The 20,573-nt window shown below is 68.0% G+C and carries 19 protein-coding genes; 8 read left to right on the top strand and 11 right to left on the bottom strand.

Annotation, left to right across the window (positions count from 1 at the left end):
* Positions 1-8: 8 nt before the first annotated feature.
* Complete coding sequence (paaA, locus tag J4H85_RS02745) at positions 9-983, bottom strand: 1,2-phenylacetyl-CoA epoxidase subunit PaaA (RefSeq protein ID WP_208236659.1); 975 nt, start codon at positions 981-983, stop codon at positions 9-11.
* A 176-nt stretch (positions 984-1,159) separates the two neighbouring features.
* Here paaA and paaI point away from each other — a divergent pair, with 176 nt between their 5' ends.
* The 6 genes from paaI to J4H85_RS02715 all read left to right on the top strand — a co-directional run bounded on the left by paaI (position 1,160) and on the right by J4H85_RS02715 (position 7,552).
* Positions 1,160-1,696 (top strand): hydroxyphenylacetyl-CoA thioesterase PaaI, encoded by a 537-nt coding sequence (gene paaI / locus J4H85_RS02740; RefSeq protein WP_307863342.1) that lies wholly within the window; start codon positions 1,160-1,162, stop codon positions 1,694-1,696.
* A gap of 59 nt (positions 1,697-1,755) precedes the next feature.
* Entirely contained in the window at positions 1,756-3,051 is a 1,296-nt protein-coding gene (paaK, locus tag J4H85_RS02735) for a phenylacetate--CoA ligase PaaK (protein ID WP_208237319.1), read from the top strand.
* A gap of 61 nt (positions 3,052-3,112) precedes the next feature.
* Complete coding sequence (locus tag J4H85_RS02730; protein ID WP_307863341.1) at positions 3,113-3,733, top strand: TetR/AcrR family transcriptional regulator; 621 nt, start codon at positions 3,113-3,115, stop codon at positions 3,731-3,733.
* A 212-nt stretch (positions 3,734-3,945) separates the two neighbouring features.
* Positions 3,946-5,241: an MFS transporter gene (locus J4H85_RS02725; protein WP_208236657.1), complete on the top strand. Its 1,296-nt coding sequence runs from the start codon at positions 3,946-3,948 to the stop codon at positions 5,239-5,241.
* Between the two features lie 27 nt (positions 5,242-5,268).
* A complete protein-coding gene (locus J4H85_RS02720) occupies positions 5,269-6,261 on the top strand; it encodes an ornithine cyclodeaminase family protein (RefSeq protein WP_208236655.1) in 993 nt (330 codons plus the stop codon).
* Between the two features lie 82 nt (positions 6,262-6,343).
* On the top strand, positions 6,344-7,552 hold the full coding sequence (locus J4H85_RS02715) for a helix-turn-helix domain-containing protein (protein WP_208236653.1): 1,209 nt from the start codon (positions 6,344-6,346) through the stop codon (positions 7,550-7,552).
* A gap of 37 nt (positions 7,553-7,589) precedes the next feature.
* Here the strand turns inward: J4H85_RS02715 and J4H85_RS02710 are convergent, their stop codons facing one another.
* The 5 genes from J4H85_RS02710 to J4H85_RS02690 form a co-directional block, all read right to left on the bottom strand.
* Positions 7,590-7,910, bottom strand: a complete 321-nt coding sequence (locus J4H85_RS02710; protein ID WP_208236651.1) for a hypothetical protein — start codon at positions 7,908-7,910, stop codon at positions 7,590-7,592.
* 78 nt (positions 7,911-7,988) lie between these two features.
* Positions 7,989-10,028: a phenylacetic acid degradation bifunctional protein PaaZ gene (gene paaZ / locus J4H85_RS02705; RefSeq protein ID WP_208236649.1), complete on the bottom strand. Its 2,040-nt coding sequence runs from the start codon at positions 10,026-10,028 to the stop codon at positions 7,989-7,991.
* Between the two features lie 58 nt (positions 10,029-10,086).
* The gene (locus J4H85_RS02700; RefSeq protein WP_208236647.1) at positions 10,087-10,944 is read right to left on the bottom strand and encodes a 3-hydroxyacyl-CoA dehydrogenase family protein; all 858 of its coding nucleotides are present in this window, start codon (positions 10,942-10,944) and stop codon (positions 10,087-10,089) included.
* A complete protein-coding gene (locus tag J4H85_RS02695) occupies positions 10,941-11,696 on the bottom strand; it encodes an enoyl-CoA hydratase/isomerase family protein (protein ID WP_208236646.1) in 756 nt (251 codons plus the stop codon). The genes J4H85_RS02700 and J4H85_RS02695 overlap by 4 nt, the downstream gene beginning before the upstream one ends.
* 5 nt (positions 11,697-11,701) lie before the next feature.
* The gene (locus tag J4H85_RS02690; RefSeq protein WP_208236644.1) at positions 11,702-12,901 is read right to left on the bottom strand and encodes a thiolase family protein; all 1,200 of its coding nucleotides are present in this window, start codon (positions 12,899-12,901) and stop codon (positions 11,702-11,704) included.
* Positions 12,902-13,084: 183 nt separating this feature from the next.
* Here J4H85_RS02690 and J4H85_RS02685 point away from each other — a divergent pair, with 183 nt between their 5' ends.
* Positions 13,085-14,419: an MFS transporter gene (locus tag J4H85_RS02685; RefSeq protein WP_208236642.1), complete on the top strand. Its 1,335-nt coding sequence runs from the start codon at positions 13,085-13,087 to the stop codon at positions 14,417-14,419.
* Positions 14,420-14,540: 121 nt separating this feature from the next.
* Here J4H85_RS02685 and J4H85_RS02680 read toward each other — a convergent pair whose 3' ends face one another.
* Genes J4H85_RS02680 through pdhA form a run of 3 tightly spaced genes read right to left on the bottom strand, consistent with a single transcriptional unit; the run spans position 14,541 to position 17,985 of the window.
* Positions 14,541-15,929, bottom strand: a complete 1,389-nt coding sequence (locus J4H85_RS02680) for a dihydrolipoamide acetyltransferase family protein (protein ID WP_208236640.1) — start codon at positions 15,927-15,929, stop codon at positions 14,541-14,543.
* Entirely contained in the window at positions 15,926-16,915 is a 990-nt protein-coding gene (locus J4H85_RS02675) for an alpha-ketoacid dehydrogenase subunit beta (RefSeq protein ID WP_208236638.1), read from the bottom strand. Before J4H85_RS02675 ends, J4H85_RS02680 begins: the two co-directional genes overlap by 4 nt.
* A complete protein-coding gene (pdhA, locus tag J4H85_RS02670) occupies positions 16,912-17,985 on the bottom strand; it encodes a pyruvate dehydrogenase (acetyl-transferring) E1 component subunit alpha (protein WP_208237315.1) in 1,074 nt (357 codons plus the stop codon). The genes J4H85_RS02675 and pdhA overlap by 4 nt, the downstream gene beginning before the upstream one ends.
* 181 nt (positions 17,986-18,166) lie before the next feature.
* On the opposite strand from pdhA, the gene J4H85_RS02665 reads away from it, so the two are divergent.
* On the top strand, positions 18,167-18,637 hold the full coding sequence (locus tag J4H85_RS02665) for an Lrp/AsnC family transcriptional regulator (RefSeq protein WP_208236636.1): 471 nt from the start codon (positions 18,167-18,169) through the stop codon (positions 18,635-18,637).
* A gap of 43 nt (positions 18,638-18,680) precedes the next feature.
* On the opposite strand, the gene J4H85_RS02660 is transcribed toward J4H85_RS02665, so the two are convergent.
* Both J4H85_RS02660 and J4H85_RS02655 read right to left on the bottom strand, forming a co-directional pair.
* The gene (locus J4H85_RS02660) at positions 18,681-19,472 is read right to left on the bottom strand and encodes an ABC transporter ATP-binding protein (protein ID WP_208236634.1); all 792 of its coding nucleotides are present in this window, start codon (positions 19,470-19,472) and stop codon (positions 18,681-18,683) included.
* Positions 19,472-20,530 carry an ABC transporter permease gene (locus J4H85_RS02655; RefSeq protein WP_208236632.1) on the bottom strand — a complete coding sequence of 353 codons (1,059 nt, stop codon included), beginning with the start codon at positions 20,528-20,530 and terminating at the stop codon, positions 19,472-19,474. Before J4H85_RS02655 ends, J4H85_RS02660 begins: the two co-directional genes overlap by 1 nt.
* Between the last annotated feature and the right edge of the window lie 43 nt (positions 20,531-20,573).

Genomic DNA, 20,573 nt, shown 5'->3' with positions numbered 1-20,573 from the left:
GCAAGCGGTCAGGCCGCGATCGGCTGCTGGTCGCGCTCGCGCTGCTTCCGGGCGTACTCGGCGGCGGCCTCACGGACCCAGGCCCCCGACTCGTGCGCTTCGCGACGGTGACGCAGCCGCTGCGTGTTCGCCGGCCCGCGCCCGTCGAGAATGGCATTGAACTCGTCCCAGTCGATCTCGCCGGTGATCCAGGTACCGGTCTCCTCATCGAAGCGGAGGTCCTTGTCCGGGCACTCCAGCCCGAGCGCCTCGAACTGCGGCACGCACATGCCGACGAACCGGTTGCGCAGTTCATCGTTCGAGAACCGCTTGATCTTCCATGCCATCGACTGCGCCGAGTTGGGCGAGTGCTCGTCACTCGGACCGAACATCATCAGCGCGGGCCAGTACCAGCGGTCGACGGCATCCTGCGCCATCTGCTTCTGCTCCGGGGTGCCGTTCGACAGCTCCATCAAGATCTCGAACCCTTGGCGCTGATGGAAGGACTCCTCCTTGCAGATGCGCACCATCGCGCGACCGTACGGGCCGTACGACGCGCGGCAGAGCGGCACCTGGTTGCAGATCGCGGCACCGTCGACGAGCCACCCGATGGCGCCCATGTCGGCCCAGGTCGGCGTGTGGTAGTTGAAGATCGAGGAGTAGCGGGCGCGACCCTCGATGAGCTGCATCGTCATCTCGTCGCGCGTGATGCCGAGCGTCTGCGCCGCGGCGTACAGGTAGAGCCCGTGGCCCGCCTCGTCCTGCACCTTGGCGGTGAGGATCGCTTTGCGCTTGAGGCTCGGTGCACGGGTGATCCAGTTCGCTTCGGGCTGCATGCCGATGATCTCCGAATGCGCGTGCTGCGAGATCTGACGGATGAGCGTACGCCGGTACTTCTCGGGCATCCAGTCGCGCGGCTCGATCCGCTGATCGGCCGCGATGATCGCATCGAAGTGCTCCTGCCCCGCCTGTTCGGCCGGTTCGGTGGTCGCCGTGATCGACATCTGCTGCCTCCTCGCGTCAGACTTGCGCATCGGGTTTTGCTCTTCTTCGGTCAGGTGGTGGTAGTCTTCACGAGGGAAATTACTTACCGACCATTCAGTGAGTATACCGCTTTTCGCTTCGGCCGCAATCGGTGCCGGGGCGGGAGAAGCCCTGACCGGAACGCAATGGAGCGCACATGAGTTCATCGACGAATACGCAGGCCGAGGCCACCGGGACGACGCACCCCCCGACGGGCATCGAGGGCGACATCTCGCTCGACCCGAGCTGGTCGGCGACCGCGATGCTGCTCACGGACAACACCAAACGGGCCTTCGGCATCACCATTCACGAACTCGAGCGCGGACGCGCCGTGCTGTCGATGCGCGTGCGCGACGACATGGCCAACGGGTTCGGCATCACTCACGGCGGCATGGTCTTCACCCTCGCGGACACCGCATTCGCCTACGCGTGCAATGAGGCGGACACGGCCGTGGTCGCCTCCGGCGTCGACATCACCTTCACCCGGGCGAGCCACGCGGGCGACACCCTCACCGCCACCGCCGAGCGTCGCTGGCTGTCGGGCCGGAACGGACTCTACGACGTCACGGTCGCCGACCAGGAGGGTCGGATCGTCGCCGAGTTCCGCGGTCGATCCCTCGCCACGAACCGACCCATCCCCCTGCCATCGGACACCCGGACCGACGGCACCACCGCGACGGAGGTCCGCGCATGACCCTCACCGAACTCCCCCAGACCACCCCCACGCGCAGCGGCAGAGAGGCACAGCGAACGATGACGACGACAGCCGAGCAGCAGGGCTACCACTCCGAAGAGCACCTGAGTCGCCCCGAGCTCGAGGCGCTGCAGCTCGAACGCCTGCAGTGGACGGTGCGCCACGCGTACGAGAACGTGCCGTTCTACCGGCAGCGGTTCGATGAGGTCGGCGTCTCGCCGGACGACATCAGACAGCTCTCCGACATCGAGAAGCTCCCGTTCACCACCAAGAGCGACCTGCGCGACCACTACCCCTTCGGCCTGTTCGCCGTGCCGATGGACCAGGTGCGTCGTGTGCACGCCTCGTCGGGCACGACCGGTCGGCTCACGGTCGTCGGCTACACGGAGCAGGATCTTGACAACTGGGCCGACCTGATCGCCCGCTCGCTGTACGCCTCGGGCGTGCGTCCCGGGTGGATGGTGCACAACGCCTACGGCTACGGTCTCTTCACGGGCGGACTCGGCGTGCACGCCGGCATCGAGCGACTCGGGTGCACCGTGATCCCGATGTCCGGTGGGCAGACGGCGAAGCAGATCCAGCTCATCACCGACTTCCGCCCCGACGCCATCATGTGCACCCCGAGCTACCTGCTCACACTCGCCGATGCGTTCGAGCAGGCGGGGATCGATCCCCGCAGCACCAGCTTGAAGGTCGCGATCTGCGGCGCCGAGCCCTGGACCGACGCGATGCGCGCGGAGCTGGAGGAGCGCCTCGACATTAAGGCCGTCGACATCTACGGCCTCTCCGAGATCATGGGACCGGGCGTCGGCAACGAGTGCGTGGAGACCCAGGACGGCCCCCACATCTGGGAGGACCACTTCCTGCCCGAGATCATCGACGACGAACTGCACCAGGTACCGGACGGCACGACCGGCGAACTCGTCTTCACCACGCTCACGAAAGAGGCGTTCCCGATGATCCGGTACCGGACGCGCGACCTGACGTCGCTGCACCCGGGGTCCGCGCGACCCTCGTTCCGCCGGATCGCGAAGATCACGGGACGCAACGACGACATGATCATTCTGCGCGGGGTGAATCTCTTCCCGACGCAGATCGAGGAGATCGCACTCGAGATCCCTGAACTCAGCAGCCACTTCATTCTGGAACTCACGAAGAACGCGGCGATGGACCACCTCACTGTGAAGATCGAACCACGGGAAGACGTCGATCGCGCCGTGGCCGAAGTCGCGGGCACGCTGCTCTGCAGCCGGGTGAAGGAGCGGGTCGGCACGACCCTCGGCATCGAGGTCGTCGATCCGGGATCGCTACCGCGCTCCGAAGGCAAGCTGAAGCGCCTCTACGACCTGCGATAACTTGGATGCGGCGGCAGGATCCCTGTCGACCGTCGCGCGATGCAGGAGAGAGGAGCCGGACGTGAACGACACCGCTCCCGCGCCGCGCCGCGGGCGACCCGGCCATGACCAGAACAGCATGCTCGCCGTCATCGTCGAGGTGTTCACGGATCACGGCTACGACGCCTCCTCGCTCGAGATGATCGCCAAGCGACTCGGACTGTCGAAGTCGGCGGTGTACCACCACTTCTCCTCGAAGGGCGAGATGCTCGAGCTCGCCCTCGAACGCGCGCTCGGCGAACTCGAGCGCGTGTTCGACGAGGCCGAAACCCGTGAGGGCGATGCCGTCTCGCGCATCCGCTTCATCGTGCGAGAGGCCGTGCTCGTCGCCTGCGAACGGCGCGAATACCTCACCCTGCTGCTGCGCCTGCACGGCAATTCCGATGCCGAACGGCGGTCGATGGAACGGCGACGTGCGCTCACCAGTCGCCTGCGCGAGATCTTCGCCCAGGCGCGCGACGAGGGATCGTTGCGCGACGACCTCGACCCGGGTCTCGCCGCGCGATTCACCTTCGGACTCGTGAACTCCCTCGTCGAGTGGTACCGGCCGGACGGGCCCGTGACGCCTGAATCCCTCGCGGATTCGGTGCTCTCCTACGTCCGCTCCGGTCTGCGCGTCAACGAGAGCCGCGACTTCCGCTGAGGGTCGAGATCGGCGCTTTCGGGCGCGACGCTGCGCAGCACTGAGACGCCAGCGTACGCGCGATTCCGCTCTGTGCTACAAATGCTGCACTGCCGCCGGAGAAGTCTCTCCGGACGTGGATGATTCTGCGGCGCGATGCGGAAATACTCGGGTGCAGGGTGTTCGGTCGCCCGCCGAACACCCCTCTTTCCTCATTGCAAAGGAGCAATCCCATGAGCTCGACGAGCGTTCACCATCGGACGATGGATGGCGCGCGGTGGAACAGACTCCACACGCTCGCCGCCATCTGCACCCTCGGCGGCACCGCCCTCGACGGGTACATCCTCGGCGTTGTCGGCGGATCGATCGCCGCGGCGACAGAAGAGATGCACTACACCGCCGTCAGCCAGGGTCTCATCGGCGCCAGCGCACTCATCGGCATCTTCATCGGCGGTCTCGTGCTGGGTCGCGCGGCCGATCGCTGGGGTCGTCGCGTGGTCTTCCGGTGGAACCTCATCGCCTTCGTCATCCTGTCACTGCTGCAACTCTTCGCAGTCTCCACGTGGGACCTCGCCGTCTACCGGATCCTGATCGGCGTGGCCATCGGCGTCGAGTACGCCGTCGGCGCCGCGCTGCTCTCGGAGTTCCTCCCCGCGCGCGTGCGGGGGTACTTCCTCTCCGCGCTACAGGCGACCTGGTTCCTCGGCTTCGTCAGTGCCAACTTCGTCGCGCTCGCCTGGGCCGACGTGAACTGGCGCATCGTGCTGGCGAGCAGTGCAATCCCGGCGGTCGCCATCGCGATCGCGCGCATCCGGCTGCCCGAATCCCCGCGCTGGCTCATCAGTCAGGGCAGAGACGACGAAGCGCGTGCGATCGTCGATCGGCACTTCCCGGAGGGCACGGCCCTGCCGCCCGTCGAGCAGAAGGTCGAATCGGCGAGGTTCAGCGAACTCTTCAACCGCGAGAACCGCAAGACCTCGGCGTACGCCGGCATCTTCTGGGCGTGCCAGGTCGGGCCCCTCTTCGCGATCTTCACGTTCATCACCCCGGTGCTCAACGATCTCGGACTCCCCGACGGGTTCAGCCGCGACTTCATCATGAACATGCTCCAGTTCGCCGGCGCTGTCGTCTTCATCTGGGTGCTCGTCGCCTCGAAGCGACGCACGTTCGCGATCTCGACGTTCGCGATCACCCTCGTCGCGCTCCTGATTCTCGGCGTCTTCCCGACAGCTCCGCTCGCGATCCTCGCGATCGCCACGGGTGTCTACCTCTTCGTCGCGTCAGGCTCTTCGAACCTGCAGTTCGTGTATCCGTCCGAGATGTTCCCGACCCGACTCCGCACCTCGGGCGTCGGATTCTCTGCCGCCATGAGTCGTCTCGGCGCCGCACTGGCGACATACCTGATGCCGATCCTCATCGCCGCCGTCGGCATCAACGCCTCGCTCCTCCTCCTCGCGATCTTCCCGCTCGTCGGCCTGATCGCCTCGATCCTGCTCGCGCCCGAAACCGGCCGACGCGCGCTCGCCTGAATACGCATCACCCCGAAAGGACTCACTATGTCTGCACTCACCCTCGGCCAGAACATGCGCTACCTCTCGAGGGCCGAAGTCGTGAACCTCGGCATCACGAGGGCCACCGTTCTCGAAAAGGTGCACCAGGCACTCGTCGAGCACGGCAACAAGCGGTACGAGATGCCCGCGAAGATCGGGGTGCACCCCTACGAGGACGTCTTCTTCCACGCGATGCCGGCCTACATCCCGGAGATGAAGGTCGTCGGAGCCAAATGGATCGAGTGCTACCCCCGCAACCCGCGCGAGTTCAACCTGCCGCAGACCACCGGCGTCCTGTGCCTGAACGACGTCGAAACCGGTGTTCCGACCACGTTGATGGACAGCACCTGGCTGACGGCAGCGCGCACCCCGGCGGTCACCGTGCTCATGGCGAAGAAGCTGCACCCGGGTGCGGAGCGCTTCGGCATGTTCGGCGCCGGCGTGCAGGGTCGCGAGCACGTGCGCTACGCCGCCGAGCACCTGGACTCGCTCAGCGAGATCGTGGTCTACGACCGCTTCCCCGAGGTCGCCGAGAAGCTCGTCGCCGACCTGCAGCCCGACGTCGGCGTGCGTCTGCGTGTCGGCACCTCCATCGAGCAGGTGGTGAAGGAGTGCGAGGTACTGAGCTCGGCCACTCTGGTCGTGCGTGAACCCATGGCGCTCGCGAAGAGCGAGTGGGTGTCGGCCGGCCAGACCATCCTGCCCTGTGACCTCAACACGTTCTGGGATCCCGAGATCCCGCTTCGGGCAGACGTCTACATCACCGACTCGACCGAGGAGCACGACCTCTTCGTCGAAATGGGGTACTACCCCGGCGGCAGCCCGGTAATCGCCGCCGAGTCGGGCGAGGTGCTCGCGGATCTGAAGCCCGGTCGGACCTCGGCCGACCAGCTGATCGTCAACAGCAACATCGGTATGGCCGTCTGCGATATGGCTGTCGCGCAGGCGATTCACGAGGCGGCTGAGGCGCAGGGCGCCGGGACTCTGCTCGAGCTCTGAGCGCGAAGCCGGGAGGAGGTGGGCTGTCCCACCCCTCCCGGCGCATTCGGGTAGCGTGTGTCGTGGCGGAAGCGAAGGTGCCATGGAGAAGAGACTGGTCGACGAGCTGCAGGCGAGCATCGAGGGCTTGGCAGCGACACTGGGCCAGTCCGTGGCGATCGACACTCCCGACGGCGAGCTGATCGCCGTCACCCGGGACTACGGCGACGCCGACCCCTACCGGATCAACCTGCTGCTGCAGCGACGGATGCCGGAGGAGGCGCGCACCTACTTCTGGAAGCGCATGCAGGAGAGTACCCCGAATCGTCCCTCGTACGTGCCTCGCAACACAGCCCTCTCCATCGAGGCCAGGTGGTGCTACAACCTCGGGAACGGCATGGCGTACCTGTGGCTTCTCGACCAGGGCGCAGCCCCCGATGCCGCGATCATCGATCGGTATGCGGAACGGATCGTCGCAGCGCTCGCCGAACGGTCCATCGTCGAGCCCGTCGATCGACGGAATCGTCGCAGAGCGCACATCGAACGCTCCTTGCTGGGCACCGACGACGGCGCTCATGACCCCGCCCCGGGCGATCCGATGGATGGCGCCGTCGAGTCCGTCGACCAAGCCCTCACCGTTGCGTGCGTCGCGATCTCCGGGGACGGTGCGCACGATCATGCCGAACGCACGCTGAGCACCGTCGTGCGCATCGCCAGAATATTCGGATTCAGTGCCGTCGCGAGCATCGAGGATCACGGTCGACTGGTATCGGTGCTCGACTACCCGGATCACGCATCACGGTCCTACGACGCGGCGATCACGGATCTGTTGTCGGCCGCGAACCGCGAGGTGCGTTCCGGCACGGTCGGTGTCGCACTGTCTCGCGCGGACGAGCCGCTGAGATGTCGCTATGCGCGTGCCGCGGTGGCGCAGACGCTCGGCAGTGAACTCTGCGCGGACGATGTTTTCATCCTCTGGGAGCAGATCGCGAGCTTCGCCGTGGACGTGCCACCGGAGGCGTCGGCGCCCGGAGGCGAACGGCTCACCCGGTTCATCGGTCTGCTGCGGGCACCCGAGGGCTACGCGTTCGAGACGACCGCCGCGCTCTTCCACGCCCACCACGGCGAAAGCGCCGCGGCGATCCTGCGGGTCCACCGAACCACGATCCTGTACCGCCAACGGCAGATCAAGCAGCTCACGGGAATCGACCTCACCCACGGCCCCGATCGCCACCTCGCGTTCTCCGCGTGGCTGACCGAACTCTGCCGACGTCGCATCAGCGAGGATCTGCGGGGCGCCCTGCGCCCGTGACGCCGACCCGCGCGCACCTCGGCTGTCCCGGCCGCCGTCAGCTCAGGGCGCCGCTGAAGAAGATCATGGCGTATAGCAGTTGGACACCGCCGATGAGCAGACCGACCGTCGGCCACACCGACCGTTGCTGCGTGTCGCGCGCGGCGAAGATCCCGATGATCCCGAACACCACGCCGAGCCCGCCGGCGAGCAGCGAGAAGGGGATGCAGACGAACAGGAGCCAGCCGTAATTCGGATCAACGGTCGTCCCGAGGATGAACACGACGATGAGGGGCACGATCCCGATCGTCGACAGGATCGTCGACGTGATCCCCCAGATGAATACCCGCCGACCGCGCGGTGATGGGCGTTGAGTCATGCTCCAGATCCTAGTCAGAGATCGGCGACGATTGCCGCTGCCTCAGGGCCGCACGGCCCCGAGGCAGCGGGCCGCGGACTACTCGGCCGGGATCTCCGGGGTCTTCGACACGAGGGTGAGCACGTCGTAGGTCGCGACCGTCTCACCCTCCTGGTTGGTGAGCACCGCGTCCCAGTGCACCTCGCCGTAATCGTGGGTCTCGCGGGGAATGATTTCCTTCGCCGTGAGCGCGACGCGGATCCGGTCCCCCGGCGAGACCGGCGTCACGAACCGCAGCGACTCGAGCCCGTAGTTCGCGAGCACGGGGCCGGGCTCGGGGGACACGAAGAGACCGGCGGCAAACGAGAGCAACAGGTACCCGTGGGCGACGCGGCCCGGGAAGAACGGGTTCGCCGCCGCCGCCTCCTCGTCGGTGTGGGCGTAGAACGTGTCGCCGGTGAACTGCGCGAAGTGCGCGATGTCGTCGAGAGTGATCTCGCGCTCCTCCGAGACGACCCGGTCGCCGATGCGCAGATCCTGCAGCGGCTTGCGGAAGGGGTGCTGGTCGTCGCGCGTATCGGCGCCCGCGTGCCAGACACCGGTGATCGCGGTGAGCATCTCGGGGCTGCCCTGGATCGCGGTCCGCTGCATGTAGTGGAACACGCTGCGCACGCCGCCGAGCTCTTCGCCGCCGCCGGCCCGGCCGGGGCCGCCGTGCACGAGCATCGGGAGGGGCGACCCGTGTCCCGTCGAGCTGCGCGCGTCGACCCGGTCGAGCACGAGGATGCGTCCGTTCGCCGCCGCCGTGCGACGCGTCAGCTCGGCGACGAACTGCGGGTCGGCCGAGGCCACGCTCGTAACGAGGGATCCGCCGCCGCGCACCACGAGGTCGGCGGCCTGCGCCGGCGTCTCGTAGGTGATCACGGACGACACGGGCCCGAAGGCCTCGGTGTCGTGGACGCGCGGCGCGGCAGGGTCGTCGAAGCGGAGAAGCATCGGATCGGCGAAGGCGCCGTCGGCCTCCGGATCCTGCCCCGCACCGACCACGACGCGTCCGCCCCCGTCGACGAGGCGCTGCACCTGCCGGAAGACCTCGGCCCGCTGCTCCGCCGAGGCGAGCGCGCCCATCGTGACGCCCTCCTCGCGCGGGTCGCCGACGACGATCTTCTCGGCGATGCGCGATTCGACCGCTGCAACGATCGCCTCGGCTGACGCGGCCGGTACGATCGCGCGGCGAATCGCGGTGCACTTCTGCCCCGCCTTCGACGTCATCTCGGTGACCAGCTGACGCACGTACGCATCGAACTCGGGTGTGCCCTCGACCGCGTCCGGACCGAGCACGGACGCGTTGATCGAGTCCGTCTCGGCGTTGAAGATGACCCCGCCCGTCTGCACGGCGTCGTGCCGGCGCAGCTGATCCGCCGTCGACGCGGAACCGGTGAAGGAGACGACGTCGCCGAGCCGGGCGTGATCGAAGACGTGGCGCACCGAACCCGACACCAGCTGCAGCGACCCCGCGGGCAGCAGCTCGGATTCGACCATGATCCGCACCAGGTGCTCGGCGAGGTACGCTCCGGGCGTCGCTGGCTTCACGATCGTGGGCATGCCGGCGAGGAACGTCGGTGCGAACTTCTCGAGCGCACCCCACACCGGGAAGTTGAAGGCGTTGATCTGCACGGCGACGCCCGGGAGCGTGGTGCGAATATGCCGCCCCAGGAATGAACCGTCCTTCGCCAGCACCTCGACGGGCCCGTCGAGCTGCACCCGCGCATTCGGCAGCTCACGGCGCCCCTTGCCCGAGTAGGTGAAGAGCACCCCGATCCCGCCGTCGACGTCGACCCACGAATCGCCTTTCGTCGCACCCGTGCGACTCGAGAGCGCGTACAGTTCGCGCTTGCGATCGGTGAGCGCCAACGCGAGCTGCTTCAGGATCACGGCGCGCTGATGGAAGGTGAGCGCGCCGAGACTCGTCTGGCCCGTCGTGCGCGCGAAATCCATCGCGCCGGCGAGATCGAGCCCCTCGCTCGACACCCTGGCGACCACCTCGCCCGTCGACGCGTCGCGCACTTCGGTGCCCGAGACGTCATCGGCGGGGGTCCACCAGGCGTCGTGGACATAACTCTGCAGGGTGCGCGTCATCGGGATTCCTCCAGTCGTGCGGCTCCGCCGCGTTCGGGTGTGTGCGAGTGAGCCGTGGTCACTCGTCGTTCCAGTCGTAGAAGCCCTGACCACTCTTCCGGCCGAGCTTTCCCTCCGAGACCATGTCGCGGAGAATCTGCGGTGGGGTGAACCCCGCCCCGAGCTCGCGCTCGAGCTGGTCTGCGATGCCGAGGCGCACATCGAGACCGACGATGTCGGTGGTCCGCAGCGGGCCGGTGGGGTGGCGGTAGCCGAGTTCCATCGCGAGATCGATGTCGCGCGCACTCGCGACGCCCTGCTCGACCATGCGCATGGCTTCGAGCGCGAGTGCGACGCCGAGACGGCTCGAGGCGAATCCGGGGGCGTCGGCGACGGTGATCGGCGTCTTGCCGAGCGCCTCCACCCACGTTCGCGCGCGCTCGGGGAGCACCGGGGCCGTGTGCGCGCTCACAACGATCTCGACGAGCGCGGAGGCCGGGACCGGGTTGAAGAAGTGCAGCCCGATGAACTGCTCGGGTCGATCGAGTGCGTCGGCCAAGCGCCCGAGCGGGATCGACGAGGTGTTCGACGCCAGCACGGCATCCTGCGGCAGCTGTCGTTCGATCTCGCGCAGGGCGTCGAGCTTCAGTTCGAGCGATTCGGGCACCGCCTCGATCACGAGTCGGCACGCGCCGAACGCGCCGGGGTCGGTCGCCACGGTGAGCGCCTGCTTCAGCTGCTGCGCGCTGCCGTCGAACCCGCGCGCGATCGATGCGTCGACGCTCTTCTCGATGCGCTGTTGCGCCGCCTCGGCCGCAGCCACATCGCGTTCGACGACGACGACGGAGGCGCCCGCCAGCAGGAACGCATGCGCGATGCCAGCGCCCATGCGCCCGCCGCCGAGCACGCCGACGCGCGAGGGGATGGTCTCGGTCATCGCTGCTCCTGCTTCCGTTCGAGGAATTCGGTCATGCGTCGGTGCTTCTCCGGGCTGTCGAACAGGATCGCCTGCTCGGCGAGATCGATCTCGGGGTGCGCCGATCGCGGGGCTCCCAGCACGCGCTTCGTCGCCTGCACCGCGGCCGCGTCGAGCTTCGCGATGCGCCCGGCGGTCCGTTCGGCAGCCTCGAGCGCGGCGTCGCCATCGTCGGCGAGGCGCGTGATGAGACCCGCGGCGAGCGCCGCATCGGCATCCAGAACACGGCCGGCGAGCAGGATCTCCGCCGCCAGCGGTTCGCCGACGAGTTCGCGGAGCCGCCACGAGGCACCGGCGGCGGCGATGATGCCGAGTCCGGTCTCGGGATTCCCGATCTTGAGGGTCGGTGTGCCGAACCGGATGTCTGCGGCGTAGGCGAGCTCGGCTCCCCCGCCGAGCGCGTAACCGTCGAGCACCGCGATCACGGGCATGGGAAGCGCGTGGACCCGCATGAATGCCCGGGTGTTGATACCCGCCCGCGCCTCGGGAGCGCGGCGTTCGCGCAGCTGAGCGATGTCGGCCCCCGCGGCGAAGTCGCCGCCGGCACCGCGGAGGATCAGCGTCCGCGGGGAGGCTTCCAGTTCAGCGCAGAGTTCGTGGAGCGCGTCGATGAGATCCTGATCGATCGCGTTCCGCTTCTCGGGACGGTTCACCGTCGCGAGAACATGGGTGCCGCGATCCTCGAGGCGCAGCGGTGCGGATGCTGAAGTCATGCCGATCACACCCGTTCCACGATCGTCGCGGTGCCCTGCCCGACGCCGACGCACATGGTTGCGAGTCCGTAGCGGGAGCCCTCTCGCTCCATGCGGCCGAGCAGCGTGACGAGCAGGCGGGAGCCCGACGAACCGAGCGGATGCCCGAGCGCGATGGCGCCGCCGTCGGCATTGACACGCGCCGGATCCAGTCCGAGTCGGCGAATCGACGCGAGCGACTGCGTCGCGAACGCCTCGTTGATCTCGATCGACCCGATGTCGTCGAAGCTGAGCCCGGCGCGCTGGAGTGCGATTTCGGTGGCGGGAACGGGTCCGAGTCCCATGATCTCGGGCGCGAGCGCGGCCGAGACACTCGTCACGATGCGGGCGCGCGGCGTGAGTCCGTGCTGCTCGATGGCGCGCTCGCTCGCCACGAGCAGGGCGCTCGCCCCGTCGTTCAACGACGACGAGTTACCGGCGGTGACGACGCTGCCCCCGGCGACCACGGGTCGCAGTCCCGCGAGTACTTCGGTCGTCGTACCGGGGCGGGGGCCCTCATCCGTGTCGACGGTCGCGGTGGTGCCGCGACCCGCAGGCACCTCGACGGCGACGATCTCGTCGTCGAAGCGACCGGCCTCGATGGCCGCGAGCGCGCGGCGGTGGCTCTCAGCGGCGAACGCATCCGCGTCCTCCCGACTGATGCCATCGACGCGTGCGACCTCTTCTGCCGTCTCCGGCATCGCGAATGTCGCCTTCTCGCGCCGCAAGAACTCGGGGTTCGTGAAGCGCCACCCGATGGAGGTGTCGAACTGCTCGCCCGGCTTCGCCCACGGCTTGGCGGGTTTCGCCTGCACCCACGGGGCGCGGGTCATCGACTCGACTCCCCCTGCGAGGATCAGGTCGGCGTCGCCGGCCCTGACCGCCTGACCCGCATTCGCGACCGCGGTCATCCCGGAGGCGCAGAGACGGTTCACGGTGTAGCCGGGCAGAGCATCGGGGAATCCCGCGAGCAATGTCGCCATGCGCGCCACGTTGCGGTTGTCTTCCCCTGCCTGGTTCGCCGCGCCGAGGATCACCTCGTCGAACGCATCGCGTGGAGCCCCCGCGCGATCAGCCGCGGCGGCGAGCACTATCGCGGCGAGATCGTCGGGCCGAACTCCGGCGAGGGCGCCGCCGTAACGTCCGACCGGCGTGCGGACACCGCCCACGAGATATGCATCTGCCATGGGTCGAGACCTCCCTGTCGCACCCGCCCAGCACCGATTTAATGACTGAACGTTCGGTAACAATATCACGATAGCCGTCGCGATATTGTGACGCAACGACTGATGCCTGTACAGTACATTACTGTCCGAACGGTCGGTCGGCACAGGGTCGCCGACACTGGTTTCACGAACGACGGAGTTCACATGTCAGACACCGCAGTCCGCACGCGCGAGGAACGGAGAGTGCTCGCCGGCACCCTCGTCGGCACCTCGATCGAGTGGTACGACTTCTTCATCTACGCGCAGGCGGCGGGAGCCGTCTTCGCGACGCTCTACTTCGCACCGGCAGGCGAGACCGTCGGCCAGATCGTCGCGTGGGCATCACTCGGCATCTCCTTCCTCTTCCGCCCGCTCGGTGCCGTCGTCGCCGGTCACCTCGGGGATCGCATCGGTCGCAAGCGCATGCTCGTGCTCACGCTGGTGATGATGGGCCTCGCCACGGCACTCATCGGCGTCCTGCCCACCTACGCGCAGATCGGCGTCGCCGCACCCGTACTGCTCGTGCTCCTGCGCGTGCTCCAGGGCTTCTCCGCCGGCGGCGAGTGGGGTGGCGCCGCACTCATGTCGGTCGAGCACGCACCGAAGGGCAAGCGCGGACTCTTCGGCGCGTACCCGCAGATCGGCGTGCCGGTCGGCATGATCCTCGCGACCGCCACCATGTGGATCATCACCACCGCCATGACGGAGGAGCAGTTCCTCGCGTGGGGCTGGCGCATCCCGTTCCTCTTCTCCATCGTGCTCATCGCCGTCGGCTACCTCATCCGCCGCGCCGTCGAGGAGTCGCCGATCTTCAAGGAGCTCCAGCAGCGCAAGGGCGAGTCGGCAGCACCGCTCAAGATCCTCTTCGCGAAGCATGCCAAAGAGGTCATTCTCGCGGCGCTCATCTTCATCGCGAACAACGCAGCCGGCTACCTGCTCATCGCGTTCTTCTCGGCGTACGCCACTCGCCCCGAAGCGGACGGCGGGCTCGGCCTCGCCCGTCCGCCGGTACTCCTCGCGACGACCCTCGCGTCGTTCGGTTGGCTGATCTTCACCCTGTTCGGCGGCATCATCTCCGACCGGATCGGTCGCGTCCGCACCTTCCAGATCGGGTACGTGCTGCTGGCGATCTGGGCGATCCCGATGTGGTTCCTCATCGATACCGGCAACATCGTGATGTACTTCCTGGCGCTGTTCCTGATGACGGTGGGGCTCGGCCTCTCGTACGGCCCGCAAGCCGCCCTCTACGCCGAGATGTTCCCCGCGGACATCCGCTACTCCGGCGTCTCGATCGGTTACGCCATCGGCGCGATCTTCGGCGGAGCCTTCGCACCGCTCATCGCCGACCTCGTCTTCGGCGCGACGGGGGCGTCATGGACCATCGGACTCTACATCCTGGGCGTCACGATCATCTCGTTGGTCGCCGTCTCTCTGGTGAAGGAACCGAAGGACATCGCGCTCAACACGCGGTCCAACGAGGTCATGGGCGTCAAGCAGTAACTCGAGCTCACCCTCGCCCCTCGGCGAAACCGAAGATGTGCTCGTCTCGAACCACGGTTCGGGACGAGCACATCGTCGTTTGAGGGGCGCTGATCGCCGGAGCCCCGTTCCCCGCCGGCGATCAGACGCGCGAGTACGCGGTCAGCGGGTGCTCGAGCAGGCCCACGACCTCCCGGAGGAACCCGGCGGCGTATCCGCCGTCGCAGACGCGGTGGTCGAAGACCAGCGAGAGCTGCACGATGCGACGCGGTACGATCTCGCCGTCGACGACCCAGGGGCGTTCGATGGCCCGACCCGCACCGAGAATCGCGACCTCGGGGTGGTTGATGATCGCGGCTGAGCCATCGACCCCGAGGCTGCCGTAGTTGTTGACGGTGAAAGTCGACCCGCTGAGTCGTTCGGGTGGGATCCGGCCCGAGCGGGCGTCCGCCCCGAGGCTCCGCAGTGCGGCGTCGAGCTGCGCGAGCGACAGGGCGTCGGCGCGCTCGATCATGGGCACGAGCAGTCCCCGTTCGGTGTCGGCCGCGACACCGAGATTCACACCGTCGAAGACGATGAGCTCGTCACCCTGGTCGCTGACGCGTGAGGCGAGGTGCGGGTAGCGTTCGAGCCCGAGCAGCGCGAACCGGGCGAGCAGCGCGGTGAACGACGGGGGACGCTCGTCCGGCCCAGCCGCCATCTGTCCGCGGAGGGCCCACAGGTCGGTGATGTCGACGTCGACCCACACGGTGGCCTCGGGAATCTCCGACCGGCTGCGGCTGAGCTTCGCGCTGACGACCTTGCGCAGCGGCGAGAACCGTTCCGTGCGCAGGACGCCGAGCGGTCCGTCGGCAGTGCGCACCGGATCCTGACCCGCCTCATCCGTCCGCCTCGCCTCCGCGCGTCCGCGAGCGTCCGCTGCGCGGAGCACATCGTCTCGCGTCACCGCTCCGTCGCTTCCGGTCGGGTCGACGTCACGGGGATCGATCCCGAGTTCACGGGCGAGCCGACGCACGATCGGCGAGCGCACCGCGACCGTGCGGGGTCGCTCCCCGCTCGTCGCGACCGGTTGCGCGGGAGAAGCTGCGGCATCCTGCGCCGGCGTGACAGCGGCGCGCTCGGCAACGACCTCGGTGCGTCGACGCCGACGCCCTTTCGCCGGTCCGGCGCCGGTGCCGTAGCCGATGAGCACGTTGCCCGATCCGGCTCGTTCCTCTTCACGGTAGGCTTCGTGCTCGGCTGAGGCGAGCGAGTCCCCGACGGCTGCGCCGGACCGGCCCCCCGATGCGTCTCCGCCGACTTCGAGCACCGGCGCACCGGTGTTGATCGTGTCGCCCTCGGCACCGTGCAGTGCCGTGATCACTCCACCGAACGGGGAGGGCAGCTCGACGACGCTCTTCGCCGTCTCGACCTCGGCGATCGGCGCATCGACGGCGATCTCGTCACCCACGGCGACGAGCCAGCGCATCAGGGTCGCCTCCGTGAGCCCCTCACCCAGATCGGGCAGGTGGAAGACCTGGGCGGCGCTCATGCGGCGACCTCCGCGAAGTGCAGCGAGTCGACCGCGTCGAGCACGCGATCGACGTCCGGCAGATACCAGTGCTCGAACTTCGGCGAAGCGAAGGGTGTGTCGAAGCCGGTGACGCGCCGCACCGGCGCCTCGAGGTACTCGAAGCACTGCTCGAAGACGCGCGCCTGGATCTCGGACGCCACACTGGCGAAGCCCGGCGCCTCCGCGATCACGACCGCGCGCCCGGTGCTCCGCACCGCCGCGCAGACGGTGGCATCGTCGAACGGGGTGAGCGTGCGCACGTCGACGACTTGCGCGCTCCGCCCATCCGTGGCCAGCGCCTCGGCGGCCTCGAGCGCGATCGGCACGGATGGACCGTAGGCGATGAGGGTGACGTCGGAGCCCTCGCGCACCACCGCCGCGCGACGCAGGTCGACGACCGCCGACGTGTCCACCGGACCCTTGGACCAGTAGAGCTTCTTCGGCTCCATGAAGATCACGGGGTCGGGTGAGACGATCGCTGCGCGCAGCAGCGAGTACGCGTCCTGCGGCGTCGCCGGCGACACGACCGTCAGTCCCGGCGTGTGCGCGTAGTAGGCCTCGGAGGAGTCGCAGTGGTGCTCGACACCTCCGATCCCGCCGCCGAAGGGGATCCGGATCACCATCGGCATGCGCGTCGCGCCGCGCGTCCGGTTGCCGAGCTTGGCGACGTGGCTCACGATCTGCTCGAACGCCGGGAGGGCGAACGCGTCGAACTGCATCTCGACGACCGGCAGCATGCCGTTCATCGCCATGCCGACCGCGGTGCCGACGATCCCCGACTCCGCGAGCGGCGTGTCGAAGCACCGCTGCTCGCCGAACCGCTCGGTGAGCCCATCGGTGACGCGGAACACGCCGCCCAATGCTCCGACATCCTCTCCGAAGACGAGCACGCGCTCATCGGACTCGATGGCGTCGGCGAGCGCTCGGTTCAGCGCACCGGCCATGGTCATCGTCTCGACGGTCATGATGCGGCCTCCGTGCGATCGAGCTCGTCGTGCAAGTGCGCCCACTGCGCATCCAACTGGGCGGGGCGCTCGGCGAAGACGTGCGAGAACAACTGCTCGGGATCGAGATCGGCATCCGCGTTCATGGCGGCCCGCAGTTCACCGGCGACCTGCTCCGACGCCTCGGCGACCTCGGTCTCGAGCGCGTCATCGAGCCGACCCTGCTCACGGAGGTACGCGCGCACGCGCACGATCGGATCACGATCGGCCCACGCCTCGACGGCGTCACGCTCCCGGTAGCGGGTATCGTCGTCAGCGTTCGTGTGGGCGAGCATACGGTAGGTGTGCGCCTCGATGAGACTCGGCCCGTCACCCGAACGCGCGCGATCGACGGCTTCGTCGAGCACCGCGAGGAGCGCCGCGACATCGTTGCCGTCGACGCGCTGCCCGGGCATGCCGTAGCCGATCGCCTTGTGGGCGAGCGAGGGCGCCGCCGTCTGCCGCGAGAGCGGCACCGAGATCGCGAACTCGTTGTTCTGCACGAAGAAGACGACCGGCAGCCGGAAGACCGCCGCGAAGTTCATCGCCTCGTGGAAGTCGCCCTCGCTCGTCGCCCCGTCGCCGCACATCGCGAGCACGACGGTGTCTTCGCCGCGCAGCTTCGCGGCGTGCGCGAAGCCGACGGCGTGCAGCAGCTGAGTCGCGAGCGGCGTCGCCTGCGGGGCGACCCGGAACTCGTGAGGGTCGTACCCCGAGTGCCAGTCGCCGCGCAGCAGCACCAGGGCGCCCGACGCCGTGACGCCGCGCGTGATGATCGCCACCGAGTCGCGGTAGGTCGGGAAGAGCCAGTCGCCGTCACCGAGCGCGAGCGCGGCGGCGACCTGGCAGGCCTCCTGCCCGTTCGATGACGGGTACACCGCGAGTCGCCCCTGACGGACGAGCGCGTTGCACTGATCGTTGATGCGTCGTCCGGCGACGAGCGCGGCGTACGCGGCCGAGAGCCGGTCCGCGTCGGGCATGCGGTACTGATCGTCGGCGTGGGGCGAGCCCTCCGCGTCGATGAGCGTGACCGGGGCGCTGCGTGGAAGCATCGCCGATTCTGCGCTGAGCACTCGCTCCTCCTCCTTGAAGATGATGTGCTCCCATAGTGCCCCGGATCCGAGCGGCCGTTCAGCTCGACGGCTGATACTCTGTACGAATACGTACGTTGCGGCGACGAAGACGAACGGATGTCCAAAATCGCCCGCAGTTGTGATGGAGCGAAGGGGCACCATGGAACCGGATCACATCGACCTCAAGATCATCGAGGTACTGAAACGCGACGCACGGGCGTCGATGACCACGCTCGCGGAGTCGGTGTTCATCTCGCGCGCCAGCGCGCACGCGCGTTTCAAGCGGCTCGTCGCGGAGGGCGTGATCTCCGCGTTCACCGTCCGCACCGATCCGGTGCTGGCGGGCAAGCACTCCTCCGCCTACGTCACGCTCTCGGTCGATCAAGCCGACTGGCAGGACGCGCGCGACCGTCTGCTCGAGATCCCGGAGGTCGAGCACATCGCGCTCGTCGGCGGCGAGTACGACGTCATGCTGCTGGTGCGCGCACGCGACAACCGCGACCTGCGTCGCGTGGTGCTGGAACGCATCCAGTCGATCCCCTCGGTGCGGGGCACGCGGACCCTGCTCATCTTCGAGGACTTCCCGAACATCGCTCCACTCGATTCAGGCGCGCAGAACGTCGCCGGCTGAGCGGCCGACCGCATCGGAGCGGCCGCTCAGCCGATCGTCGCGGTTATCCGAGCATCGCCCGGTCGTCGAGCGTCGCTCCCTTGATCTTCGCGAACTCGTCGAGCAGTCCGGCGACGGTCAGCGTGCGCTTGCGCTCGGCGTCCGCCTCAAAGACGATCCGGCCCTCGTGCATCATGATGAGGCGGTTGCCGAGGGCAAGGGCCTGCTCCATGTTGTGCGTCACCATGAGCGTCGTGAGGTTGCCCTGCGAGACGATGCGCTCGGTGAGCTCGGTCACGAGCGCGGCGCGTTGCGGATCGAGCGCGGCGGTGTGCTCGTCGAGCAGCAGGATCCGCGGCTTGGTGAACCCGGCCATCAAGAGGGACAGCGCTTGGCGCTGACCGCCCGACAGCAGTCCGACCTTGGCGGTCAGCCGGTTCTCGAGGCCGAGCTCGAGCGTCGCGAGGTGCTCGCGGAACCCCTCGCGCTGTCCGCGGGACAGACTCCGGCCCAGACCGCGCGTCTGCCCGCGGCGCGAGGCGAGCGCGAGGTTCTGCTCGATCGTCAGGCTCGGAGCGGTGCCCGCCATCGGATCCTGGAACACGCGGCCGAGGAACTTCGCCCGCTGGTACTCCTTGAGTCGGTTGACGAGCTTGCCGTCGATCTCGATGCGTCCGCTATCGACGGTGTAGCGCCCGGAGATCGCGTTCAGCAGCGTCGATTTGCCGGCACCGTTGGAGCCGATGACGGTGACGAAGTCTCCCTCATCGAGTCGGAGTCCGAGTTCGACGAGCGCGCGGCGCTCGTTGACCGTACCGGGGAAGAATGTTTTCGAGACCTGGTCGATGGCGAGCATTACTCCCCCTGGTTCTGGGTCGTGGTGCGGGTCGCGGCGCCCGAGGATCCGGCTGCAGCGGTCACCGGGCGGTCCGTTCCTTCATCGCCGATGCCGGTGACATCGGCGGCTGAGTCGGCGGCGGCGACGGCGGGAGCGGGCTGGTCGAGCACGATGGTTCCCGCGGCGCGACGCAATCTGGGCACCCGCTTCAGGAAGCCCCAGCGCGGCAGGAGCAGCGCGGCGACGACCAGGACGGCGGTGACGAACTTCATGTCGTTCGGATCGAGACCGACCTGCAGGGCGAAGAAGATGATGAGCCGGTAGAGCACAGCACCGAGCACGGCCGCGAGGCTCGCGATCCAGATGAACTTCTGCCCGAAGACGGCCTGACCCAGGATCACCGAGGCGAGCCCGACCAGGATGAGCCCGATGCCCATGCTGATGTCGGCGAAACCCTGGTACTGGGCGACGAGTGCGCCGCACAGTGCGACGAGACCGTTCGAGAGCGCGAGCGTCAGGATCGTCGTGCGGTCGGTGCTCACCCCGAAGCTGCGAATCATCGGGCCGTTGTCGCCCGTCGCCTGAATGGCGAGGCCCTGGTTCGTCGAGAGGAACCAGTCGACCAAGAGCTTCACGACGATCACGGCGACGGCGACGAACGCGATGCTCATCCAGGTGCGCGAGATGCCCGCGTCGGCGAGCGGTGTGAAGACGGTGTCGGCCCGCAGCAGCGGCAGGTTCGACGTGCTCACCGCGTCTTCCTTGGTCGTCCCCATGATGCGCAGGTTCACCGACCAGAGCGCGATCATGGTCAGGATCCCGGCCAGGAGGCCGTCGATCTTTCCCTTGGTGTGGAGCACGCCCGTGATGATTCCGGCGACGATGCCGGCAGCGCCTCCGGCGAGCGTGGCGAGCCAGGGGTTCTGTCCGAGCGTGATCATCGATGCCGCGACGGCGGCACCCGTGGTGAAGCTGCCGTCGACGGTGAGGTCGGGGAAGTTCAGCACTTTGAAGGTGAGGTAGACACCCAGGGCCATGACGCCGTAGATGATTCCGAGTTCGAGAGCGCCGATCATGACGTCATTTCCTTACGCATCCTTTGCAGTGCGACGCCGGGGC

This window comes from Leucobacter tardus, assembly GCF_017583045.1.
Lineage (GTDB): Bacteria > Actinomycetota > Actinomycetes > Actinomycetales > Microbacteriaceae > Leucobacter > Leucobacter tardus.
The sequence above is the reverse complement of the archived record's forward strand: the minus strand, read 5'-3'. Positions and strand labels throughout refer to the sequence as shown.